Source organism: Kribbella alba, assembly GCF_039529635.1.
GTDB lineage: Bacteria > Actinomycetota > Actinomycetes > Propionibacteriales > Kribbellaceae > Kribbella > Kribbella alba.
The window spans coordinates 318650-334987 of record NZ_BAAANE010000009.1; the positions used below are offsets into that span (position 1 = coordinate 318650).

Sequence of the window (16338 nt, forward strand, 5' to 3'; positions counted from 1 at the left end):
CTTTACCGGGCGTCATTGTTGGGCGTCATTGTTGGGCGTCATTACTGGGCGTCTGCGAGGAGGTCCAGGGAGTGGTCGAGGTCGGCCGGGTACTCCGAGGTGAACTCGACATACTCGCCGGAACCCGGATGGGTGAAGCCGAGGCGCATAGCGTGCAACCACTGCCGCGACAGCTGGAGGCGCTCGGCGAGCACAGGGTCGGCGCCGTAGGTGAGGTCGCCGCAGCAGGGGTGCCCGATCGCCGACATGTGGACGCGGATCTGATGCGTCCGCCCGGTCTCGAGGGTGATCTCCAGCAGCGTCGCGAACCGGAACGCCTCGAGCGTCTCGTAGTGCGTGACGCTCGGTTTGCCGCCGGCAACGACGCCGAACTTGTAGTCGTGGTGCGGGTGCCGGTCGATCGGCGCGTCCACCGTGCCCGTGAACGGGTCGGGGTGACCCTGCACGAGGGCGTGGTAGATCTTCTTGACCGTGCGCTCCTTGAAGGCGCGCTTGAGCACGGTGTAGCTGTACTCCGTCTTCGCCACCACCATCAGCCCGGAGGTGCCGACGTCGAGCCGGTGCACGATGCCCTTGCGCTCAGCGGCGCCGCTGGTGGAGATGTTGAAGCCGGCGCCGGCCAGGTGACCGATCACGGTCGGTCCGGTCCAGCCCGGGGACGGGTGGGCCGCCACTCCGACGGGTTTGTCGACCACCACGATCTCGTCGTCGTCGTGCACGATCCGCAGGTTGTCGACGGTCTGCGGTACGACGGTGATCTCACCAGGCGGCGGAGGCAGTTCGACGTCCAGCATCACTCCGGCCGAGACGCGGGCCGACTTGAGCGCCGTGGCTCCGTCGACCTGGACCAGTCCGGACTCGATCAGCTCGGCGGCCTTCGTTCGGGAGACCCCGAACAGGCGGGACAGGGCCGCGTCGAGGCGCTCCCCGGCCAGGCCGTCCGGCACCATCACCGTCCGCGAATCGCCGCTCACTTCTCCGCCCGCCCCCGCGCGCCGTCTTCGCTGCCGTCTCCAGCACTGTCCTGTGCGGCTTTCTTGGCAGCGCCTTTCGTGCTGTCCTTGGTGCCGTCCAGGTGGACGCCTCGCAGGGTCTGGATCACCAGCAATGCGGCCGCGGAAGTGACAGCCATGTCGGCGACATTGAAGATCGCCCAGTGCGGCGTCTGCAGGAAGTCCACCACGTGGCCGTGGAACGGCGACGGCTCGCGGAAGATGCGGTCGGTGATGTTGCCGACCGCGCCGCCGAACAGGAAGCCGAAGGCGACTGCCCAGCCGACCGAGCCGAGCTTGCGGGACAGCCAGACCACGCCGACCGCGACGATGATCTGGATCGCGCTGATCACCGGGGTGTAGCTGGTACCGAGGCTGAAGGCGGCGCCCGGATTGCGGATCAGGTTGAACTTGAGCAACGAACCGATCACGTTCACCGGCTCACCCGGGGTCAGATGCTGCAGCGCCAGCGCCTTGGTCAACTGGTCCAGCCCGAGCACCACCAGCCCGACGCCGGCGAACAGCAACACGAGCCGCCGCGCCCGCGGCCGCTCGGCCACCGCCTCACCCGTGACACCCTCGGCCGTGCCGCTGTGAGCCGAATCGGTCCCGGCGGAGTCGGACCCCGGCGCGGGAGCGGAGGCGGCGGGAGTGTCTTGAGACGACGGAGAACCGGCCGACTCGAGGTCGGCCGGTTCCGTCAGGTCTTCAGCTGACTCGTCCCCTGGCAGGCGGGACGGCTCTGGTTCGTTCAGCGGCGTTCTTCGCGTTCTTTGCATGACACGCACAGTGTCGCACGCGGGAACGCCTGCAACCGCCCCTTGCCGATCGCCTTGCCGCAGCTCTCGCAGACGCCGTAGGTGCCGTCGTCGATCCGGGACAGCGCCCGCTCGATCTGGTCCAGCATGTCCCGGGCGTTGTTCGCCAGCGACATCTCGTGGTCGCGCTCGAGCGTGGTCGAGCCGACGTCGGCCTGGTCGTTGCCGGCTCCGTCGCCACCGTCGCGGAGCAGTCCGACGATCTCCTGCTCGGCGCCGCGGATCTCCTCCTTCAGGTGCACCGCGTCGGCCTCCAGCTCACCGCGCAGCTCTTCCATCTCCGCGGCGGTCCAGGGAGTCTCACCTTCCTTGACCGTGAGGGTCTCTGCCTTCTTCACGGGCGCCTTGGCCGGCGCCGTCGCCGGGGCGCGGTTCTCGTTCGTCTTCATGGCCACCCTCTTCGTCGATGTCTGCTTGGCAGGGCTCTTCTTCGCCGGTGCCTTCTTGGCCGGCTCGGTGGACTTCGCGGCGTTTTTGGCGGCACTTTTCTCGGCCGCGGCGGATCGCTGGGGGGCGGACTTCTTCGGAGCCGATGTAGCCATTGTCTGACTACCCCCTGCCTTCGTCGGGGACTGAAGTGGACTGGTCGCAAGACAGTAGGTCACGTGGAGGCCACGTGCCAGCCCGACGCGCAGACCGTGGACATACGGTAGTCGGTTCTTCAAGCCCACTCGATGTTCCGCGCGTCACGGCCATATTTCGGACACCATTCACGCAAGCAGTTGCTTCAGCTTCGACCCGATCTCGGCCTCATCACCGACCACCTCCAGCAGCTTGTCGCGGCTGGTTGTCCCATGCACCAGCGTGATCGCCGAGCGTCTGACCCCCAGCGCGTCCGCCACCGCCACCAGGACAGCCTTCGTTGCCTGTCCCTCGACCGCGCGGGCCGCCACCGCGACCACCAGCGCCGCCCCGGACGGACCGTTGTACCGGCCGCCGACCTGCGTTCTGGAAGCCCCCGGCTTCACCCGCACCAGAATTCTCACGGAGGAATTCTCCCTTGACCACCCCACTAACCCCCATTAACCGCCATTAACGATTCGTAGTGCAGTGGAACGAAGTCGTACACTTCAGACTTGTCACCGCAAGGCAGTGATGGGGCCATCACCCCGGAGCCGCCGGAAGAACGGTCCGTCAGGACTCAGTAGAACCGGCAGCGGAGCGAAACGAAGTGGGTGACCCCTTGACCGGGGCGGTAGGGCGAAATCATCCGGTCAGGCTCACCAAGGAGGGTGGTACCGCGGAGCCCGGCGACAGCGCCGGCGCCTCGTCCCTTCGTCAGCAAGCGACAGGCTCGGCGACGAAGGACGAACAGATGGCGGACAACTCCAGCACGCCAACCGCTAAGACACCGTGGAAGCAGGTCCCGGCGCAGGTCGACCTGCCCGCGATCGAGCGCGAGGTGCTCCAGCTCTGGGACGGGCAGGACACCTTCGCCAAGAGCCTCGAACAGTCGGCCGGCGGCGAACCCTGGACCTTCTACGAGGGGCCGCCGACCGCGAACGGCATGCCCGGCACCCACCACATCGAGGCCCGCGTCTTCAAGGACGTGTTCCCCCGCTACCGAACGATGAAGGGGCACTGGGTCGAGCGCAAGGCCGGCTGGGACTGCCACGGCCTTCCGGTCGAGGTCGCGGTGGAGAAGGAGCTCGGCTTCAACGGCAAGAAGGACATCGAGGCCTACGGCATCGCGGAGTTCAACGCGAAGTGCCGCGAGTCCGTACTGCGGCACGTCGACGCCTTCGCCGAGCTGACCACCCGGATGGGTTACTGGGTCGATCTGGAACACCCTTACCGGACCATGGACCCGCAGTACATCGAGTCGGTCTGGTGGTCGCTGAAGCAGATCCACGAGAAGGGTCTGCTGGTCGAGGACTACCGGATCACGCCGTACTGCCCGCGCTGCGGCACCGGCCTGTCCGACCACGAGCTGGCCCAGGGCTACGAGACCGTGGTCGACCCCTCGGTCTATGTGCGGTTCCCGCTGACCTCCGGGCCACTGGCCGACGGCGCGGGCAGGCCTGTGTCGTTGCTGGTCTGGACGACCACCCCGTGGACGCTGGTCTCCAACACCGCCGTCGCGGTGCACCCCGACGTCGACTATGTGGTCGCAACCGACGGCAACGAGTCGCTGGTGGTGGCCGAGCCGCTGTTCAGCAGCGTTCTGGGCGAGGGCTGGACCATCACCGAGCGGTTCACCGGTCGCGAGATGGAGTACTGGACCTACCAGCGCCCGTTCGAGCTGGTGGAGTTCCCCGAGCCGGCGCACTACGTCGTACTGGCCGAGTATGTGACCACCGAGGACGGCACCGGTCTGGTTCACCAGTCCCCCGCGTTCGGCGCGGACGACCTCCAGGTGGCCAGGGCCTACAACCTGCCGGTGGTGAACCCGGTCGAGCCCGACGGGCGGTTCGCGACCGACGTGGGGCTGGTGGGTGGGCAGTTCTTCAAGAAGGCCGACGAGGACCTGGTCAAGGATCTCGCCGCGCGAGGCGTCCTGTTCAAGCACGTGCCCTACGAGCACCCGTACCCGCACTGCTGGCGCTGCCACACGCCGGTCATGTACTACGCGCTGCCGTCCTGGTACATCCGCACCACCCAGGTGAAGGACGCGCTGCTTCGCGAGAACGAGAAGACCAACTGGATCCCCGAGTCGGTGAAGTGGGGCCGGTACGGCGACTGGCTGCGCAACAACATCGACTGGGCGGTCTCCCGGTCACGCTACTGGGGTACTCCGCTGCCGATCTGGCGCTGCGCCGAGGACCACCAGGTCTGCGTCGGCTCACTCGCCGAACTCAGCGACCTGGCCGGCCGGGACGTGAGCTCGACGGATCCGCACCGCCCGTTCGTCGACGACATCACCTTCGCCTGCCCGACCTGCGGCGAGGAGTCGCGCCGGGTCGCCGAGGTGATCGACGCCTGGTACGACTCCGGCTCGATGCCGTTCGCGCAGTGGGGTTACCCGTGGGTCGAGGGGTCCAAGGAGAAGTTCGAGCGGGCCTACCCGGCCGACTTCATCTCCGAGGCGATCGACCAGACCCGCGGCTGGTTCTACACGCTGATGGCGATCGGCACGCTGGTGTTCGACGAGTCGTCGTACCGGACCGTCGTCTGCCTCGGGCACATCATGGCCGAGGACGGCCGGAAGATGTCCAAGCACCTGGGCAACATCCTCGAGCCGATCCCGCTGCTGGAGACCTACAGCGCTGACGCGGTGCGCTGGTTCATGGCCTGCTCCGGCTCGCCGTGGAAGGCGCGCGGTATCGGGCCGACCGTGCTGAACGAGATCGTTCGCAAGGTGCTGCTGACGTACTGGAACACGGTCGCCTTCCACTCGCTCTACGCACGGCTGGCCGACTGGGACCCGACGGCCGAGGCGCCGCCGGTCGCTGAGCGCTCGGTGCTGGACCGCTGGCTGGTCAGCGAGACGCACCGGCTGGTCCGGGACACGGACGAGGCCTACACCAACTACGACACGCAGAAGCTCGGCTCGGTCATCAGTCAGTTCATCGACGTGCTCTCCAACTGGTACGTACGCCGCTCGCGCCGTCGGTTCTGGGCGGGCGACGCGGGTGCGCTGGCCACGTTGCACGAGACCCTGGAGGTGCTGACCCGGCTGATGGCGCCGCTCACGCCGTTCGTGACCGAGCGGGTCTGGCAGGACGTGTTCCGCCCGGTCACGCCCGACCTGGCCGAGTCGGTCCACCTGACCACGTTCCCGCAGTACGACGAGTCGTTGATCGACGACACCCTCGCGGTGCACGTGTCGATGGCCCGGCGCGTCGTCGAGCTGGGCCGGTCGGCCCGGGCCGAGGCGAAGGTCCGGACCCGGCAGCCGCTCGGCCGCGCGCTGGTGGGCTCCGCGGCGATCGCGGACCTGGACGACGAACTGCTGAAGGAGATCGCCGATGAGCTGAACGTGGGCTCGGTCGAACCGCTCTCCTCGGCAGGCGCGGACCTGGTCGAGTACTCCGCCAAGGGCAACTTCCGCGAGCTCGGCAAGCGCTTCGCCAAGCAGACGCCGGTGGTCGCCGGCGCGATCGCCGCCGCCGACGCCGCCGAACTGGCCGCGTCGATCAAGGCCACCGGTACGGCGACCGTGGTGGTCGACGGCGAGAACGTCGAGGTCGGCTCTGACGAGGTGCTGCTGTCGGAGCGCCCGCGCGAGGGCTGGTCCGTGGTGAACGAGCAGGGTGAGACGGTGGCGCTCGACCTGGAGGTGACCCCGGAGCTCAGGCGGGCCGGCCTGGCCCGCGAGGTGGTCCGGACCCTTCAGGAGGCCCGCAAGAACGCGGGTCTGGAGGTGTCGGACCGCATCACCGTCTGGTTGAGCGCGACGGACGGTGAACTCGCCGATGCCCTCGGCAAGCATGCCGACGAGATCGCCCGCGAGGTCCTCGCCACCTCGCTGACCCAGTCGGAGCCCTCGGCAACCGACAACCTTGCCACCGGCACCGACCCCGACCTCGGCCTCACCTACTGGCTGACGAAGGCCTGAATCCTTGCGTCCGAAGGACCGTGGGGTCTGACCCCGGGTCCTTCGGACGCAACGTCATCGGGGGACCACTGTCCGTCAATTTTGTCCGGACATGACGAAGAGGCGGTGCTGCCGGATTAGCACCGCCTCTGAGTCTGTGGTTTTTAGACGCCGTGGCCGTGAGCCTGGGCGCGGGCCTCCGGGCGGAAGCCGTTGCGCGGGCTCAGCGTGTCATCGCCGTTGCCGAGTGCCTTCAGCTGCTCGGTGAAGTACGTCTTCAACCGGCTGCGGTACTCACGCTCGTAAGCGTGCAGGTCATCGATGGTGCGCTCGAGCTGACCCTTCTGCTTCTCCAGCGTGCCCAGCATCTGGGCGCGGCGCTCGGCGATCTCGCCGTCCAGCTTCTCGGCGCGAGCACGGGCCTCGCCGGTCATCCGGTCGGCCTTGCCGCGAGCCTCGTTCTCCAGTCGCTCGGCCTTCGCGCGGGCCTCGCCGATGATCTTGTCGGCGGTGTCCTTCGCCTCCTGGACCAGGTCGTCGGAGTGCTTGGTCGCCATCTCCAGCAGCCGCACGGCCGAGCTGGACGCGTCGCCGACGGTTCCTGCTGCCGCAGCAGCCCCCGCGGCCGCTACAGGGGGAGCGACGACTGGCGGCGGCTTCTCCTCCGGCTTCTCGACAACGACTGGGGCCGGCTTCGGCTGCTGCACCACGGGCGGCAGCGCGGCGGTCTGGTCGACCACCGGGCGGTCCTGCCCGCTTCCGGCGCGCTGGGCCGCCGCTAGCTTGGCGCGGAGCTCCTCGTTCTCGGCGAGAAGTCGCTCGAGCTCGGCCTCCACCTCGTCGAGGAAGGAGTCGACCTCTGTGACGTCGTAGCCCTCCCGCAATCGGACGGGCGTGAACTGCTTCGAGCGGACGTCATCCGGCGTCAGCGGCATCTTTCACCTCGTTTGTCTGTGTCTTGGCGGAGTCCCCGTGGCCTTGACCTCGGCGACTCAGTAGATCACGTTATCGCTTCGTTGTGTTCTGACGGAATCCGGGCGGGCGATAACGGTGCTCGGCTGCCCCGATGTCCGGTCTGGTCTTACCCAGCTGGTCCCGTCCTCACGCTCGTGATCACCGTCTCACGCCGCGATCACAGCGAGTTGATCGCGGTCGAGTTGATCGACATCGCCAACGTGACGAGCACGAACAACATCAGCATGGACAGGTCGATCCGGATGCCACCGGCTCCGATCGGCGGCAGGATCCGCCGCAGCGGCCGCAGGAACGGGTCGGTGACCGAGTAGATCAGCTCGAACAGCAACAGGAGCGGCCCTTTCGGGTGCCACTGCGGCGCGAACATGACGATCAGACTGAGCACGAAGCGCGCCACCAACATCAGGAAGAAGGCGAGCAACACCCAGCTGAGAACACTGAGGACCAGCACGAGAGCAACCATGTCAACGATGAGTGTAGAAGACCGGCGAAACCGGGCCTCAGCTCTGGTTGTAGAACCCGTCCGCGGCGATCTTCTCCTTCTCCTCGGCGGCCACGGTCACGTTCGGCGGGCACACCAGGAAGACCTTCGTGGTGATCCGCTCGATCGAGCCACGGCAGCAGAAGATCAGGCCGGCCGCGAAGTCCACCAGCCGCTTGGCGTCCGCGTGGTCCATCTCGGTCAGGTTCATGATGACGGGCGTGCCGTCGCGGAAGTGCTCACCGATCACGCGCGCCTCGTTGTAGCTGCGCGGGTGCACGGTGGTGATGCGGGCCAACTCGGTAACCTCCGGGGAAGGTGAGACTCCACGCCGATCTGGGAACTTGCTGACCGTGCCGACCTGTTCGTCGCGAACCGGCGCCGGCTCGGGCGCGTTGGATTCGTGGGACTCCCCGTCGACGGCCTCGTCCTCGTACTCCTCGTAGCCGTCGTCGTACTCGTCGTCATAGCGCGCGTTGTAGCGCTCGCCGTCCTCGACCAAGCCGAGGTACACACCCATCTTGCGCAACGCGCCGCTCATGGCCCTCCAGCCCCTCGGTCCGGTCTTGTTACGTCAACGAGAGCGAGTCGAAACTCTGCTCGATGTCGACACTAGCCCAGAGGAGGACGCGTACCGAGTAATGCGCGCCCGAGGCGAACGTGTGTCGCTCCATGCCTGATCGCGGCCTCCAGATCACCGGACATCCCCGCGGAGATCCAGTCCGCGCCGGCATGTTCGGAGCGTAGCCGGGAGGCTACCGACTCGAGTCCCGCGAACGCTTGGTCGGGGTCGGAGCCCAACGGCGCGACGGCCATCAGCCCGCCCAGTTCCAGCCCGTCCGCCGCCGCCACCTCCGCGGCAAGAGCCGGTACGTCGGCCGGCGCAACCCCGCCCCGGCTCCTTCCGGTAGCCGCCTCGGCCGATCCGAACGAGGCCAAGCTCACCTGCAGCAGGCACCGTAGTACGCGGCCTTCGTCCACGGCCGCCCTGGACAAGGCCGAGACCAGTGACGACCGATCCACCGAATGCACCACCTGGGCGTGTCGAACCACAGAGCGCGCCTTGTTCGACTGCAGTTGCCCGACGAAGTGCCACACGACCTCCGGGCACTCGGGAGCTTTCACCCGCAGCTCCTGCTCGCGGTTCTCCCCCACCTCACGCACTCCCAGCGCCGCCAGAGCGTGCACGTCGCTGACTGGGAAGGTTTTGGTGATCGCCACCAGGGTGACGGCATCCTCGGGCCTTCCAGCCGCCACACAGGCCGTCTGGATCCGCTCGCGCACTTTCTGCAGGTTGTCCCGCAGTTCGTCCTCGCGGATCACCGGACCAGCCTGACCAGGCCGGCCATCCGTCCACTCACGGGTCCCTCGCGTCGATACGAGTACAGGGCCTCCGACTCGATCGTGCAGCTCGTCACGTCGATCACGTCGCAATCCAGCTCGGCCAACTGGGCGGCAACTCCTGCCGCCACGTCGATCGACGGCGTCCCCCAGCTCGTCTCGGCGTACGACGCGGGCGCGCGCTCGGCGACTTCCGCCCGCATCTCCGCGGGGACTTCGTAGCACTCGCCGCAGGCATACGGCCCGAGCACAGCGGTGATCCGCCCGGCCCCGAGCTCGCGCATCGCCTCCACCGCAGCCGGTACGACGCCGGCGTACAGTCCGCGTCGTCCGGAATGGGCGGCGCCGATCACACCGTTGACCGGATCGGCCAGCAGAACCGGCAGACAATCCGCCGCGCGAACGCAGAGGGCGACATCTGTCCGGGTGGTCACCAAGGCATCCGCACGCGGCATCGGCTTCTGGGGCAGCTCGTCCCCGGCGCCAACCACGTGGACGTCGCGCCCATGCACCTGGCTGACCCGCACCACCGCGTCCGGCTCGACCTCGAACTCGGCGGAGACGCGGCGGAAGTTCTCCGCGATCGCCGCTGCCTCGTCCCCCGCCGCGCTGCCGAGATTCAGTTCGCCGTACGGCGGTTGGCTGGCTCCCCCGAACCGATCGGTGAAGGCGAAGCGGACACCGTCGAGAACCTCGTCATAACCGAACACGCCCAAAGGCTATCCAGCGACGGCAACGAGCTCGAGAGCCGCCCGCGCTTCCTCGTTCACGGCCCGCCGTTGCCAGCCGAGCGGTATCGCGGCCTCACGGTCGGCGGGGGCAGCGTGCTGCTCTGCTCAGAGCGCACCCCGGACATCATCCGCCGGGGTTGGCCCGACTCACTTCAGGAAGTCGGGGATGTCCAGGTCGTCGTCGTCATTGTCGGGCCTGCGGGGCTGGCGCTGGGGCGCAGCGGGCTGCGACGCGGGCGAGTTGCTCGGGCCCTGGGTCGGCCAGGCGTGCGTCGGCGCAGGGGATGCCGGGACCGGCGGCTGGCTGGACGGCTGGTGCGCGGTGCGGACCGGCTCACCTGTCTGCGGACGCGCCGAGTGGGTGGTGCCTCCACCCGGACGACCCTGGTCGGTGGTCGGCACCGGCACGGTGTCATCCGTCATCGGAGTCCCGGCCGGGGGCTGAACCCCCTGCGCCCCACCCTGACCCTGTGCGCCCTGACCCGGTGCACCCTGAACCGGTGCACCCTGAACCGGTGCCGCCTGGACAGGTGCGCCGCCGACAGGCTGACCGGCAACGGGCTGCTGCGACTGGGGCTGCTGCGGAACTCCGGTGCTGTAAGGCGGCTGCTGCGTGACCGGAGGGTTGGCGTAGCCGCCTGCGTCCGGTGCGGGTATGGCCTGCCGCGACGCGCCGGGCGTTGCCACGTCGCTGCCCGGGCGGGTCTGCGGGCGGGCTTGGTTCATCGCCTGCTCGCGCCGCTTGGGCATCCCGCCGTCGAAACCGGCCGCGATCACCGTGACCCGGACCTCGTCGCCGAGGGCGTCGTCGATGACCGCGCCGAAGATGATGTTCGCGTCGGTGTGCGCGGACTCCGAGACCAGCTGAGCGGCCTCGTTGATCTCGAACAGGCCGAGGTCGGAGCCACCCGCGATCGACAGCAGCACGCCGTGCGCGCCCTCGATGCTTGCCTCCAGCAACGGCGAGGAGATGGCCGCCTCGGCCGCGGCGACCGCGCGGTCCTCACCGCGGGACGAGCCGATGCCCATCAGCGCGGAGCCTGCGTTGGACATGACCGCCTTCACGTCGGCGAAGTCCACGTTGATCAGGCCGGGCGTGGTGATCAGGTCGGTGATGCCGGAGACACCCTGCAGCAGCACCTGGTCGGCCTGCTTGAAGGCGTCCAGCACGGACACCGCCCGGTCGGAGATGGTCAGGAGGCGATCATTCGGAATGACTATCAGGGTGTCGACTTCTTCACGGAGGGCGGCGATGCCGTCCTCCGCCTGGGTCGCCCGGCGCTTGCCCTCGAACGAGAACGGCCGGGTCACCACACCGATGGTCAGCGCCCCGAGGGAGCGGGCGATCCGGGACACCACCGGCGCACCACCGGTGCCGGTGCCACCGCCCTCGCCCGCGGTGACGAAGACCATGTCGGCACCCTTGAGCGCCTCCTCGATCTCCTCCGAGTGGTCCTCGGCGGCCTTCTGGCCGATGGCCGGATTCGCACCCGCACCGAGGCCGCGGGTCTCCTCGCGGCCGATGTCGAGCTTGACGTCCGCGTCGCTCATCAACAGCGCCTGCGCGTCGGTGTTGATGGCGATGAACTCAACGCCCTTCAGACCGTGCTCGATCATCCGGTTCACGGCATTGACGCCGCCTCCGCCGATGCCGACGACCTTGATGAGTGCCAGGTAGTTCTGCGGTGCCGCCACGTCCGCGCCTCTCGCCTCGTTCTGTTCCCGTTATGGCCAGTTGGCCGCCCGAGCTGCGCCTGCTCCCGGACCCTTCCGTACACCGATCCCCGTTGTCCGGCACGGAAAAGCCTGAACCTCAAGTGGATGGTTAGAGTTATGTCAACTTTAGATTACGCACGACGCTACGGAGTCGATCCGGCAATGTCCACGCGCCTCGCCGCCGTGTCTCCGGATGTAACTCGTCACTTCTTTTCGCCTTTGGTGACAGGAAGATCGGGCGCGGACACGTCGTAGACCTTGGCTTTCCGGCGCATCAGCACGCTGAGTACTTCGGCCTTGCGCGCACTGTCATCGGAGCTACCCCAGACGACCTTCACCCCCGACCCGAGGTTGAGGGTGATCGAGTCCGGCGAGGCCGCCGAGATCGACGCCACCTCGCCGCGCAAGGCGACCGGCAGTGCTGCCGAAACCGTCACCACGGAACGGATCGTGACGTCCCGCCGGGCGCCGACCACCAAAGCCTCGGGCAACCCCTCGGGTCTGGTCGGCACGCTCTTGAAGGAAACCCCGGTCGCGTCGACCAGTTCGAAGTTGGTGCCGTCCGTCACCACGACGACCGGCACCCGCTCGGTGACCACGATCACCAGCTGGTTCGGCCACGCCCTGGTCACCTGCGCGTCGGCGACGGCCTGGACCGTGCGGACCCGGTCCGCGATGGCCGTCAGGTCGACCTTCGCCAACGGCGTACCGATCGGGGCGGCCGCCGCCTGCCTGATCGTTGCCTCAGGCACCGTATCGATCCCGGTCACCTTGACGCCCGTCACCGCCAGCACCGACGAGAAGTAGAAGATCCACACCGTCAGCCCGCCGAGCAGCACCACGAAGCCGCCGACCGCCCAGGGCAACCAGCCGCGCCACCGCACCAACCGTTGCCGGCGCGCGAACCGCTGCTGTGCCCGGGCCAGGTCAGTGCTCTGACTCATCGGCTCAAGCCCACCCTCGGGTCACTCGATCATCGCGGCGTTCAGTGCCGCCCGCTCGGCCAGCAGGCCGACCACCTCGGGGCCGATCAGGGTCACGTCGCCCGCACCCAGCGTGACCACCAGATCACCCGGTACGGCGAGATCCGCGACCACCCGGGGCACCGCCGACCAGGACGGCTCGAACCGGACCTGGTCGGGCTTGAGCGGCACGTGGTTGGCGATCAGGGCTCCGGTGACGCCGGGCTCGGGGTCCTCGCGGGCCGCGAACACGTCCATCACCACGACCTCGTCCGCCAGCGCGAGCGCCTCGGAGAACTGGGTCGCGAAGATCCGCGTCCGGCTGAACAGATGCGGCTGGAAACACGCGATCACGCGCCCCTCCCCCGCCACCTGCCGGGCCGCGGTCAGGTCCACCGCCAGCTCGGTCGGGTGGTGCGCGTAGGAGTCGAAGACCCGGACGCCGTCCTCCTGGCCCTTGAACTCGAACCGCCGGCCGGTGCCGGTGAAGGACGCGAGCCCCTCGGCCAGATCCGCACCGGAGAAGCCCAGACCGAGTCCGACGGTCAGCGCGGCCGATGCGTTCAGCGCGTTGTGCTTACCGGCCTGCTGAAGGTGGACGACCGGCAACTTCCGGCCGCGGAACACCGGCACGAAGGACTGCGTCGCCCCGGTCGCGGTGATCTCGGTGACCCGGGTGTCCGCGTCCGCGGACTCGCCGTACGTGCGGACGTCGATGCCGCGGTTGCGGGCGAACTCCGCCAGCCGGCGCGCGCCCGGGTCGTCGTAGCAGATCACCATGAACCCGCCGGGCAGGACGCGGTCGCAGAACTCCTCGAAGGCGAGCCGGTAGCTCGCCTCGTCGCCGTAGTTGTCCAGGTGGTCCGGCTCCACCGACGTGACGATCGACACCTCGGGGCCATACGTCAGGAACGACTTGTCGGACTCGTCCGCCTCCGCGACGAACAGGTCGCCGTTGCCGTCGTGGGCATTCGAGCCGGACTCGTTCAGGTTGCCACCGATCGCGTACGACGGGTCCACGCCGCAGTGCTGCAGCGCGACCGTCAGCATCGAGGTGGTGGTGGTCTTGCCGTGGGTCCCGGCGACAGCCAAGGTCCGTCGGCCCACCATCACCGAGGCGAGCGCGGCAGCGCGCGGCAGGATCGGGATCCCCGCCTCGCGGGCGGCGACCACCTCGGGGTTGGTCTCGCGGATCGCGGTGGACACCACGACGGTGTCCGCCTCGGCCACCTGCTCGGCGGCATGACCGACCCAGCAGGTGGCACCGAGAGCGCGGAGCGCCGCCAGCACGGTGCCGTCCTTGGCGTCGGAGCCGGACACCTCGATGCCGCGGGACGCCATGATCCGGGCGATCCCGGACATACCGGCCCCGCCGATCCCTACGAAGTGCACCCTGCCCAGCTTCTCCGCGGGGAAGTTAGTGTCAGGGCCTGAAACAATCATTGGACGATCACGAGGCAGACCTCACCACATCGAGGATGATCCGCGCCAACCGGTCGTCGGCATCGGTTCGGATCAGGCCCTGTGCTGCGGTGGACATACGAGCTAGACGCTCGGAGTCGTGCAGGAGTTGCGGAACGATCGCCCGCACCCAGTCCGCGGTGACCGTCGCGTTGTCGACGAGGAGCCCGCCGCCCGCCTCCACGACCGACTTCGCGTTCAGTACCTGCTCACCGTTACCGTGCGGCAGCGGAACGTAGATGGCCGGCAGTCCGACGCCGGAGACCTCGGTGACCGTGTTCGCACCCGAGCGGCAGACCACCAGGTCCGCGGCGGCATAGGCGAGGTCCATCCGGTCGACGTAGGTAAGCACCACATAAGGAAGGTTCCCAGTCGGCAAAACTTCAAGTGTGTTCTTGGGCCCGATCGCGTGCAGCACCTGGATGCCGGCGGCCTGCAGGTCGCCGGCCGCGCCCGCGAAGGCCTCGTTCAGCCGCTGGGCGCCCTGCGAACCACCAGTCACCAGCAAGGTCGGCGCGGCCGGGTCCAGGCCGAAGAACTCCCGCGCCTCGGCCCGGCGAGCCGCCCGGTCCAACGTGGAGATGGCCCGGCGGATCGGCAACCCGACGTACGAGGCGTGCGGGAGGTCGGTGCCGGGGAACGAGGTGGCGACGTTCTGCGTGCAGTAGCGAGCCGCGAACTTGTTCGCGATCCCTGGCACGGCGTTGCCCTCGTGCACGACGATCGGCGTCTTGCGGCGCCACGCGGCGACGTACGCGGGGGCCGAGACGTAGCCGCCGAAACCGACCAGCACGTCGGCCTTCGCCTCGTCGAGCACCTTGCGGGCCGCGTTCACCGAGCTGAGCATCTTGCCCGGTACTGCGAACAACGCGGGCGTCGGCTTCCTCGGCAGTGGGACCGGCGGGATCAGCTCCAGCTTGTACCCGGCCTCGGGGACGACCCGCGTCTCGAGACCGCGCTCGGTGCCGAGGGCGATGATCTCGATGGTCGGGTCGATCCGCCGCAGGGCGTCGGCGGTGGCGATCAGGGGTGAGGTGTGGCCGGCGGTACCGCCGCCGGCCAGGACGATGCTGGGCACAGCTTTCAACGCTCCCGCGTGTTCTCGCGGCCGGTTCGGCCAGGTGTACGCCACGAAGACATCCACCCGAGCAGAGGCCGCCGGGTCTCCTTCAGGGCGGCCTGCGCGCCGGGCTCGGCCTTCGCGAAGGACAACAGCATGCCGATCGCGATCAGCGTCGGCAGCAGTGCGGACCCACCGTACGACAAAAGCGGGAGCGGGATACCCACGATGGGTAGCAGTCCGATCACGGCACCCAGGTTGACCAGCGTCTGGGCCATGATCCAGACCGTGATCCCGGCCGCGGCGTAGCGGACGAACGGCTCGGTCGTCCTGGTCGCAATCCGGACACCGGCGTACGCCAGGGTGAGGAACAGGGCGAGCACGGTGAGTGACCCGATCAGCCCGAGCTCCTCGCCGATCACCGCGAAGATGAAGTCGGTGTGCGCCTCGGGCAGGTTGCCCCACTTCTGCCGGCTGTTGCCGATCCCGACCCCCCACCAGCCTCCGGTGGAGAGCGCGTAGAACGCGTGGTACGCCTGCCAGCCGACGCCGCTCGGATCCGCGAAGGGGTCCATGAACTGGGCGACCCGCTGCATCCGGTAGCTCTCCTGGCTGACGAAGAACCCGCCGATCGTGCCGACCGACGCGAGCAGCACGACGAACAACCGGGTCGGGGCGCCGACGATCCAGATCATCCCGATCATGACGGCCATCAACACCAGCGAGGTGCCGAGGTCGTGCTGGCCGATGATGAGCGCGATCACCAGACCACACACCGGCACCATCGGGACCAGCAGGTGCTTCCACTGGGTCAGCAGTTTCTGCTTGCGGGCGTAGAGGTCGGCGCACCACATCACCAGCGCGAGCTTCGCGAACTCACTCGGCTGGATCTGCAGCGGACCGCCGAACGACAGCCAGTTGGTGTTGCCGTTCACGTTCTTGCCCAGGCCCGGCACATAGGTGAGGACGAGCAGGAACACCGACCCCAGCAACGCGACGTACGCGAGCATCCGGAAGTGCCGCGGCGTCATCCGCGAGGCGACGTACGCCATCGGCAGGCCGACGCTGACCCAGATCAGCTGGCGGTAGAAGATCGCGTACTGGTTGCCGTGGTTGACCTTGTACGACAACACGCTGGACGCCGACAGGACCATCAGCAGGCCGAGCACCAGCAGCAGGCCGGTGGCGCCGAGCAGGATGTGGTACGACGTGAGCGGGCGGTCGAGCACGTTCTTCACCGAAGCCAGCCATCCGGTGCCTTCCGACTCGCGCGCGGCCCGGTCGTCCGGCCTGTCAGTGATCGTCGTCATGCGATCACCTCCGG

At 68.3% G+C, this 16338-nt stretch carries 15 protein-coding genes and 1 pseudogene; 2 read left to right on the plus strand and 14 right to left on the minus strand.

Annotated elements, in window-relative coordinates; genetic code table 11:
• Positions 1–41: 41 nt before the first annotated feature.
• Genes ABD210_RS26215 through ABD210_RS26225 form a run of 3 tightly spaced genes read right to left on the minus strand, consistent with a single transcriptional unit; the run spans position 42 to position 2199 of the window.
• Entirely contained in the window at positions 42–950 is a 909-nt protein-coding gene (locus ABD210_RS26215) for an RluA family pseudouridine synthase (protein WP_344115108.1), read from the minus strand.
• A gap of 20 nt (positions 951–970) precedes the next feature.
• Positions 971–1771, minus strand: a complete 801-nt coding sequence (gene lspA, locus ABD210_RS26220; RefSeq protein WP_344114777.1) for a signal peptidase II — start codon at positions 1769–1771, stop codon at positions 971–973.
• Positions 1744–2199 carry a TraR/DksA family transcriptional regulator gene (locus ABD210_RS26225; RefSeq protein ID WP_344114778.1) on the minus strand — a complete coding sequence of 152 codons (456 nt, stop codon included), beginning with the start codon at positions 2197–2199 and terminating at the stop codon, positions 1744–1746. The genes lspA and ABD210_RS26225 overlap by 28 nt, the downstream gene beginning before the upstream one ends.
• Here ABD210_RS26225 and ABD210_RS26230 point away from each other — a divergent pair.
• Positions 2198–2359 carry a hypothetical protein gene (locus ABD210_RS26230; RefSeq protein WP_344114779.1) on the plus strand — a complete coding sequence of 54 codons (162 nt, stop codon included), beginning with the start codon at positions 2198–2200 and terminating at the stop codon, positions 2357–2359. The genes ABD210_RS26225 and ABD210_RS26230 overlap by 2 nt on opposite strands.
• Before the next feature lie 161 nt (positions 2360–2520).
• Here ABD210_RS26230 and ABD210_RS26235 read toward each other — a convergent pair whose 3' ends face one another.
• Entirely contained in the window at positions 2521–2796 is a 276-nt protein-coding gene (locus ABD210_RS26235) for a DUF167 domain-containing protein (protein ID WP_344114781.1), read from the minus strand.
• A gap of 329 nt (positions 2797–3125) precedes the next feature.
• On the opposite strand from ABD210_RS26235, the gene ileS reads away from it, so the two are divergent.
• Complete coding sequence (gene ileS / locus ABD210_RS26240) at positions 3126–6308, plus strand: isoleucine--tRNA ligase (protein ID WP_344114783.1); 3183 nt, start codon at positions 3126–3128, stop codon at positions 6306–6308.
• A gap of 143 nt (positions 6309–6451) precedes the next feature.
• On the opposite strand, the gene ABD210_RS26245 is transcribed toward ileS, so the two are convergent.
• From ABD210_RS26245 to ftsW, 10 genes and pseudogenes are all read right to left on the minus strand, one after another.
• Positions 6452–7222, minus strand: coding sequence for a DivIVA domain-containing protein (locus tag ABD210_RS26245; RefSeq protein ID WP_270130925.1), 771 nt, complete (start codon positions 7220–7222; stop codon positions 6452–6454).
• A 197-nt stretch (positions 7223–7419) separates the two neighbouring features.
• Positions 7420–7725, minus strand: coding sequence for a YggT family protein (locus ABD210_RS26250; protein ID WP_344114784.1), 306 nt, complete (start codon positions 7723–7725; stop codon positions 7420–7422).
• A gap of 37 nt (positions 7726–7762) precedes the next feature.
• Entirely contained in the window at positions 7763–8284 is a 522-nt protein-coding gene (locus ABD210_RS26255) for a cell division protein SepF (RefSeq protein WP_344114786.1), read from the minus strand.
• 71 nt (positions 8285–8355) lie between these two features.
• Positions 8356–9066 (minus strand): YggS family pyridoxal phosphate-dependent enzyme, encoded by a 711-nt coding sequence (locus tag ABD210_RS26260; RefSeq protein WP_344114787.1) that lies wholly within the window; start codon positions 9064–9066, stop codon positions 8356–8358.
• Entirely contained in the window at positions 9063–9794 is a 732-nt protein-coding gene (gene pgeF, locus ABD210_RS26265; RefSeq protein ID WP_344114788.1) for a peptidoglycan editing factor PgeF, read from the minus strand. The genes ABD210_RS26260 and pgeF overlap by 4 nt, the downstream gene beginning before the upstream one ends.
• A gap of 513 nt (positions 9795–10307) precedes the next feature.
• Positions 10308–11510 (minus strand): annotated as a pseudogene (gene ftsZ / locus ABD210_RS26270) (cell division protein FtsZ); the annotation flags it as partial.
• Positions 11511–11734: 224 nt separating this feature from the next.
• Positions 11735–12475 (minus strand): cell division protein FtsQ/DivIB, encoded by a 741-nt coding sequence (locus tag ABD210_RS26275; RefSeq protein ID WP_344114789.1) that lies wholly within the window; start codon positions 12473–12475, stop codon positions 11735–11737.
• A gap of 21 nt (positions 12476–12496) precedes the next feature.
• Positions 12497–13936: a UDP-N-acetylmuramate--L-alanine ligase gene (gene murC / locus ABD210_RS26280; protein ID WP_344114791.1), complete on the minus strand. Its 1440-nt coding sequence runs from the start codon at positions 13934–13936 to the stop codon at positions 12497–12499.
• A gap of 7 nt (positions 13937–13943) precedes the next feature.
• Positions 13944–15032, minus strand: a complete 1089-nt coding sequence (gene murG, locus ABD210_RS26285) for an undecaprenyldiphospho-muramoylpentapeptide beta-N-acetylglucosaminyltransferase (protein WP_344114793.1) — start codon at positions 15030–15032, stop codon at positions 13944–13946.
• A 5-nt stretch (positions 15033–15037) separates the two neighbouring features.
• Entirely contained in the window at positions 15038–16324 is a 1287-nt protein-coding gene (ftsW, locus tag ABD210_RS26290; RefSeq protein ID WP_344114795.1) for a putative lipid II flippase FtsW, read from the minus strand.
• Positions 16325–16338 lie beyond the last annotated feature (14 nt).

Bases quoted from the DNA above. Each gene is read 5' to 3' on its own strand.
- ABD210_RS26215 (WP_344115108.1), bottom strand. From the start codon at position 950: ATGGTGCCGGACGGCCTGGCCGGGGAGCGCCTCGACGCGGCCCTGTCC.
- lspA (WP_344114777.1), bottom strand. From the start codon at position 1,771: ATGCAAAGAACGCGAAGAACGCCGCTGAACGAACCAGAGCCGTCCCGC.
- ABD210_RS26230 (WP_344114779.1), top strand. From the start codon at position 2,198: ATGGCCACCCTCTTCGTCGATGTCTGCTTGGCAGGGCTCTTCTTCGCC.
- ABD210_RS26225 (WP_344114778.1), bottom strand. From the start codon at position 2,199: ATGAAGACGAACGAGAACCGCGCCCCGGCGACGGCGCCGGCCAAGGCG.
- ileS (WP_344114783.1), top strand. From the start codon at position 3,126: ATGGCGGACAACTCCAGCACGCCAACCGCTAAGACACCGTGGAAGCAG.
- ABD210_RS26245 (WP_270130925.1), bottom strand. From the start codon at position 7,222: ATGCCGCTGACGCCGGATGACGTCCGCTCGAAGCAGTTCACGCCCGTC.
- ABD210_RS26250 (WP_344114784.1), bottom strand. From the start codon at position 7,725: ATGGTTGCTCTCGTGCTGGTCCTCAGTGTTCTCAGCTGGGTGTTGCTC.
- ABD210_RS26255 (WP_344114786.1), bottom strand. From the start codon at position 8,284: ATGAGCGGCGCGTTGCGCAAGATGGGTGTGTACCTCGGCTTGGTCGAG.
- ABD210_RS26275 (WP_344114789.1), bottom strand. From the start codon at position 12,475: ATGAGTCAGAGCACTGACCTGGCCCGGGCACAGCAGCGGTTCGCGCGC.
- murC (WP_344114791.1), bottom strand. From the start codon at position 13,936: ATGATTGTTTCAGGCCCTGACACTAACTTCCCCGCGGAGAAGCTGGGC.
- ftsW (WP_344114795.1), bottom strand. From the start codon at position 16,324: ATGACGACGATCACTGACAGGCCGGACGACCGGGCCGCGCGCGAGTCG.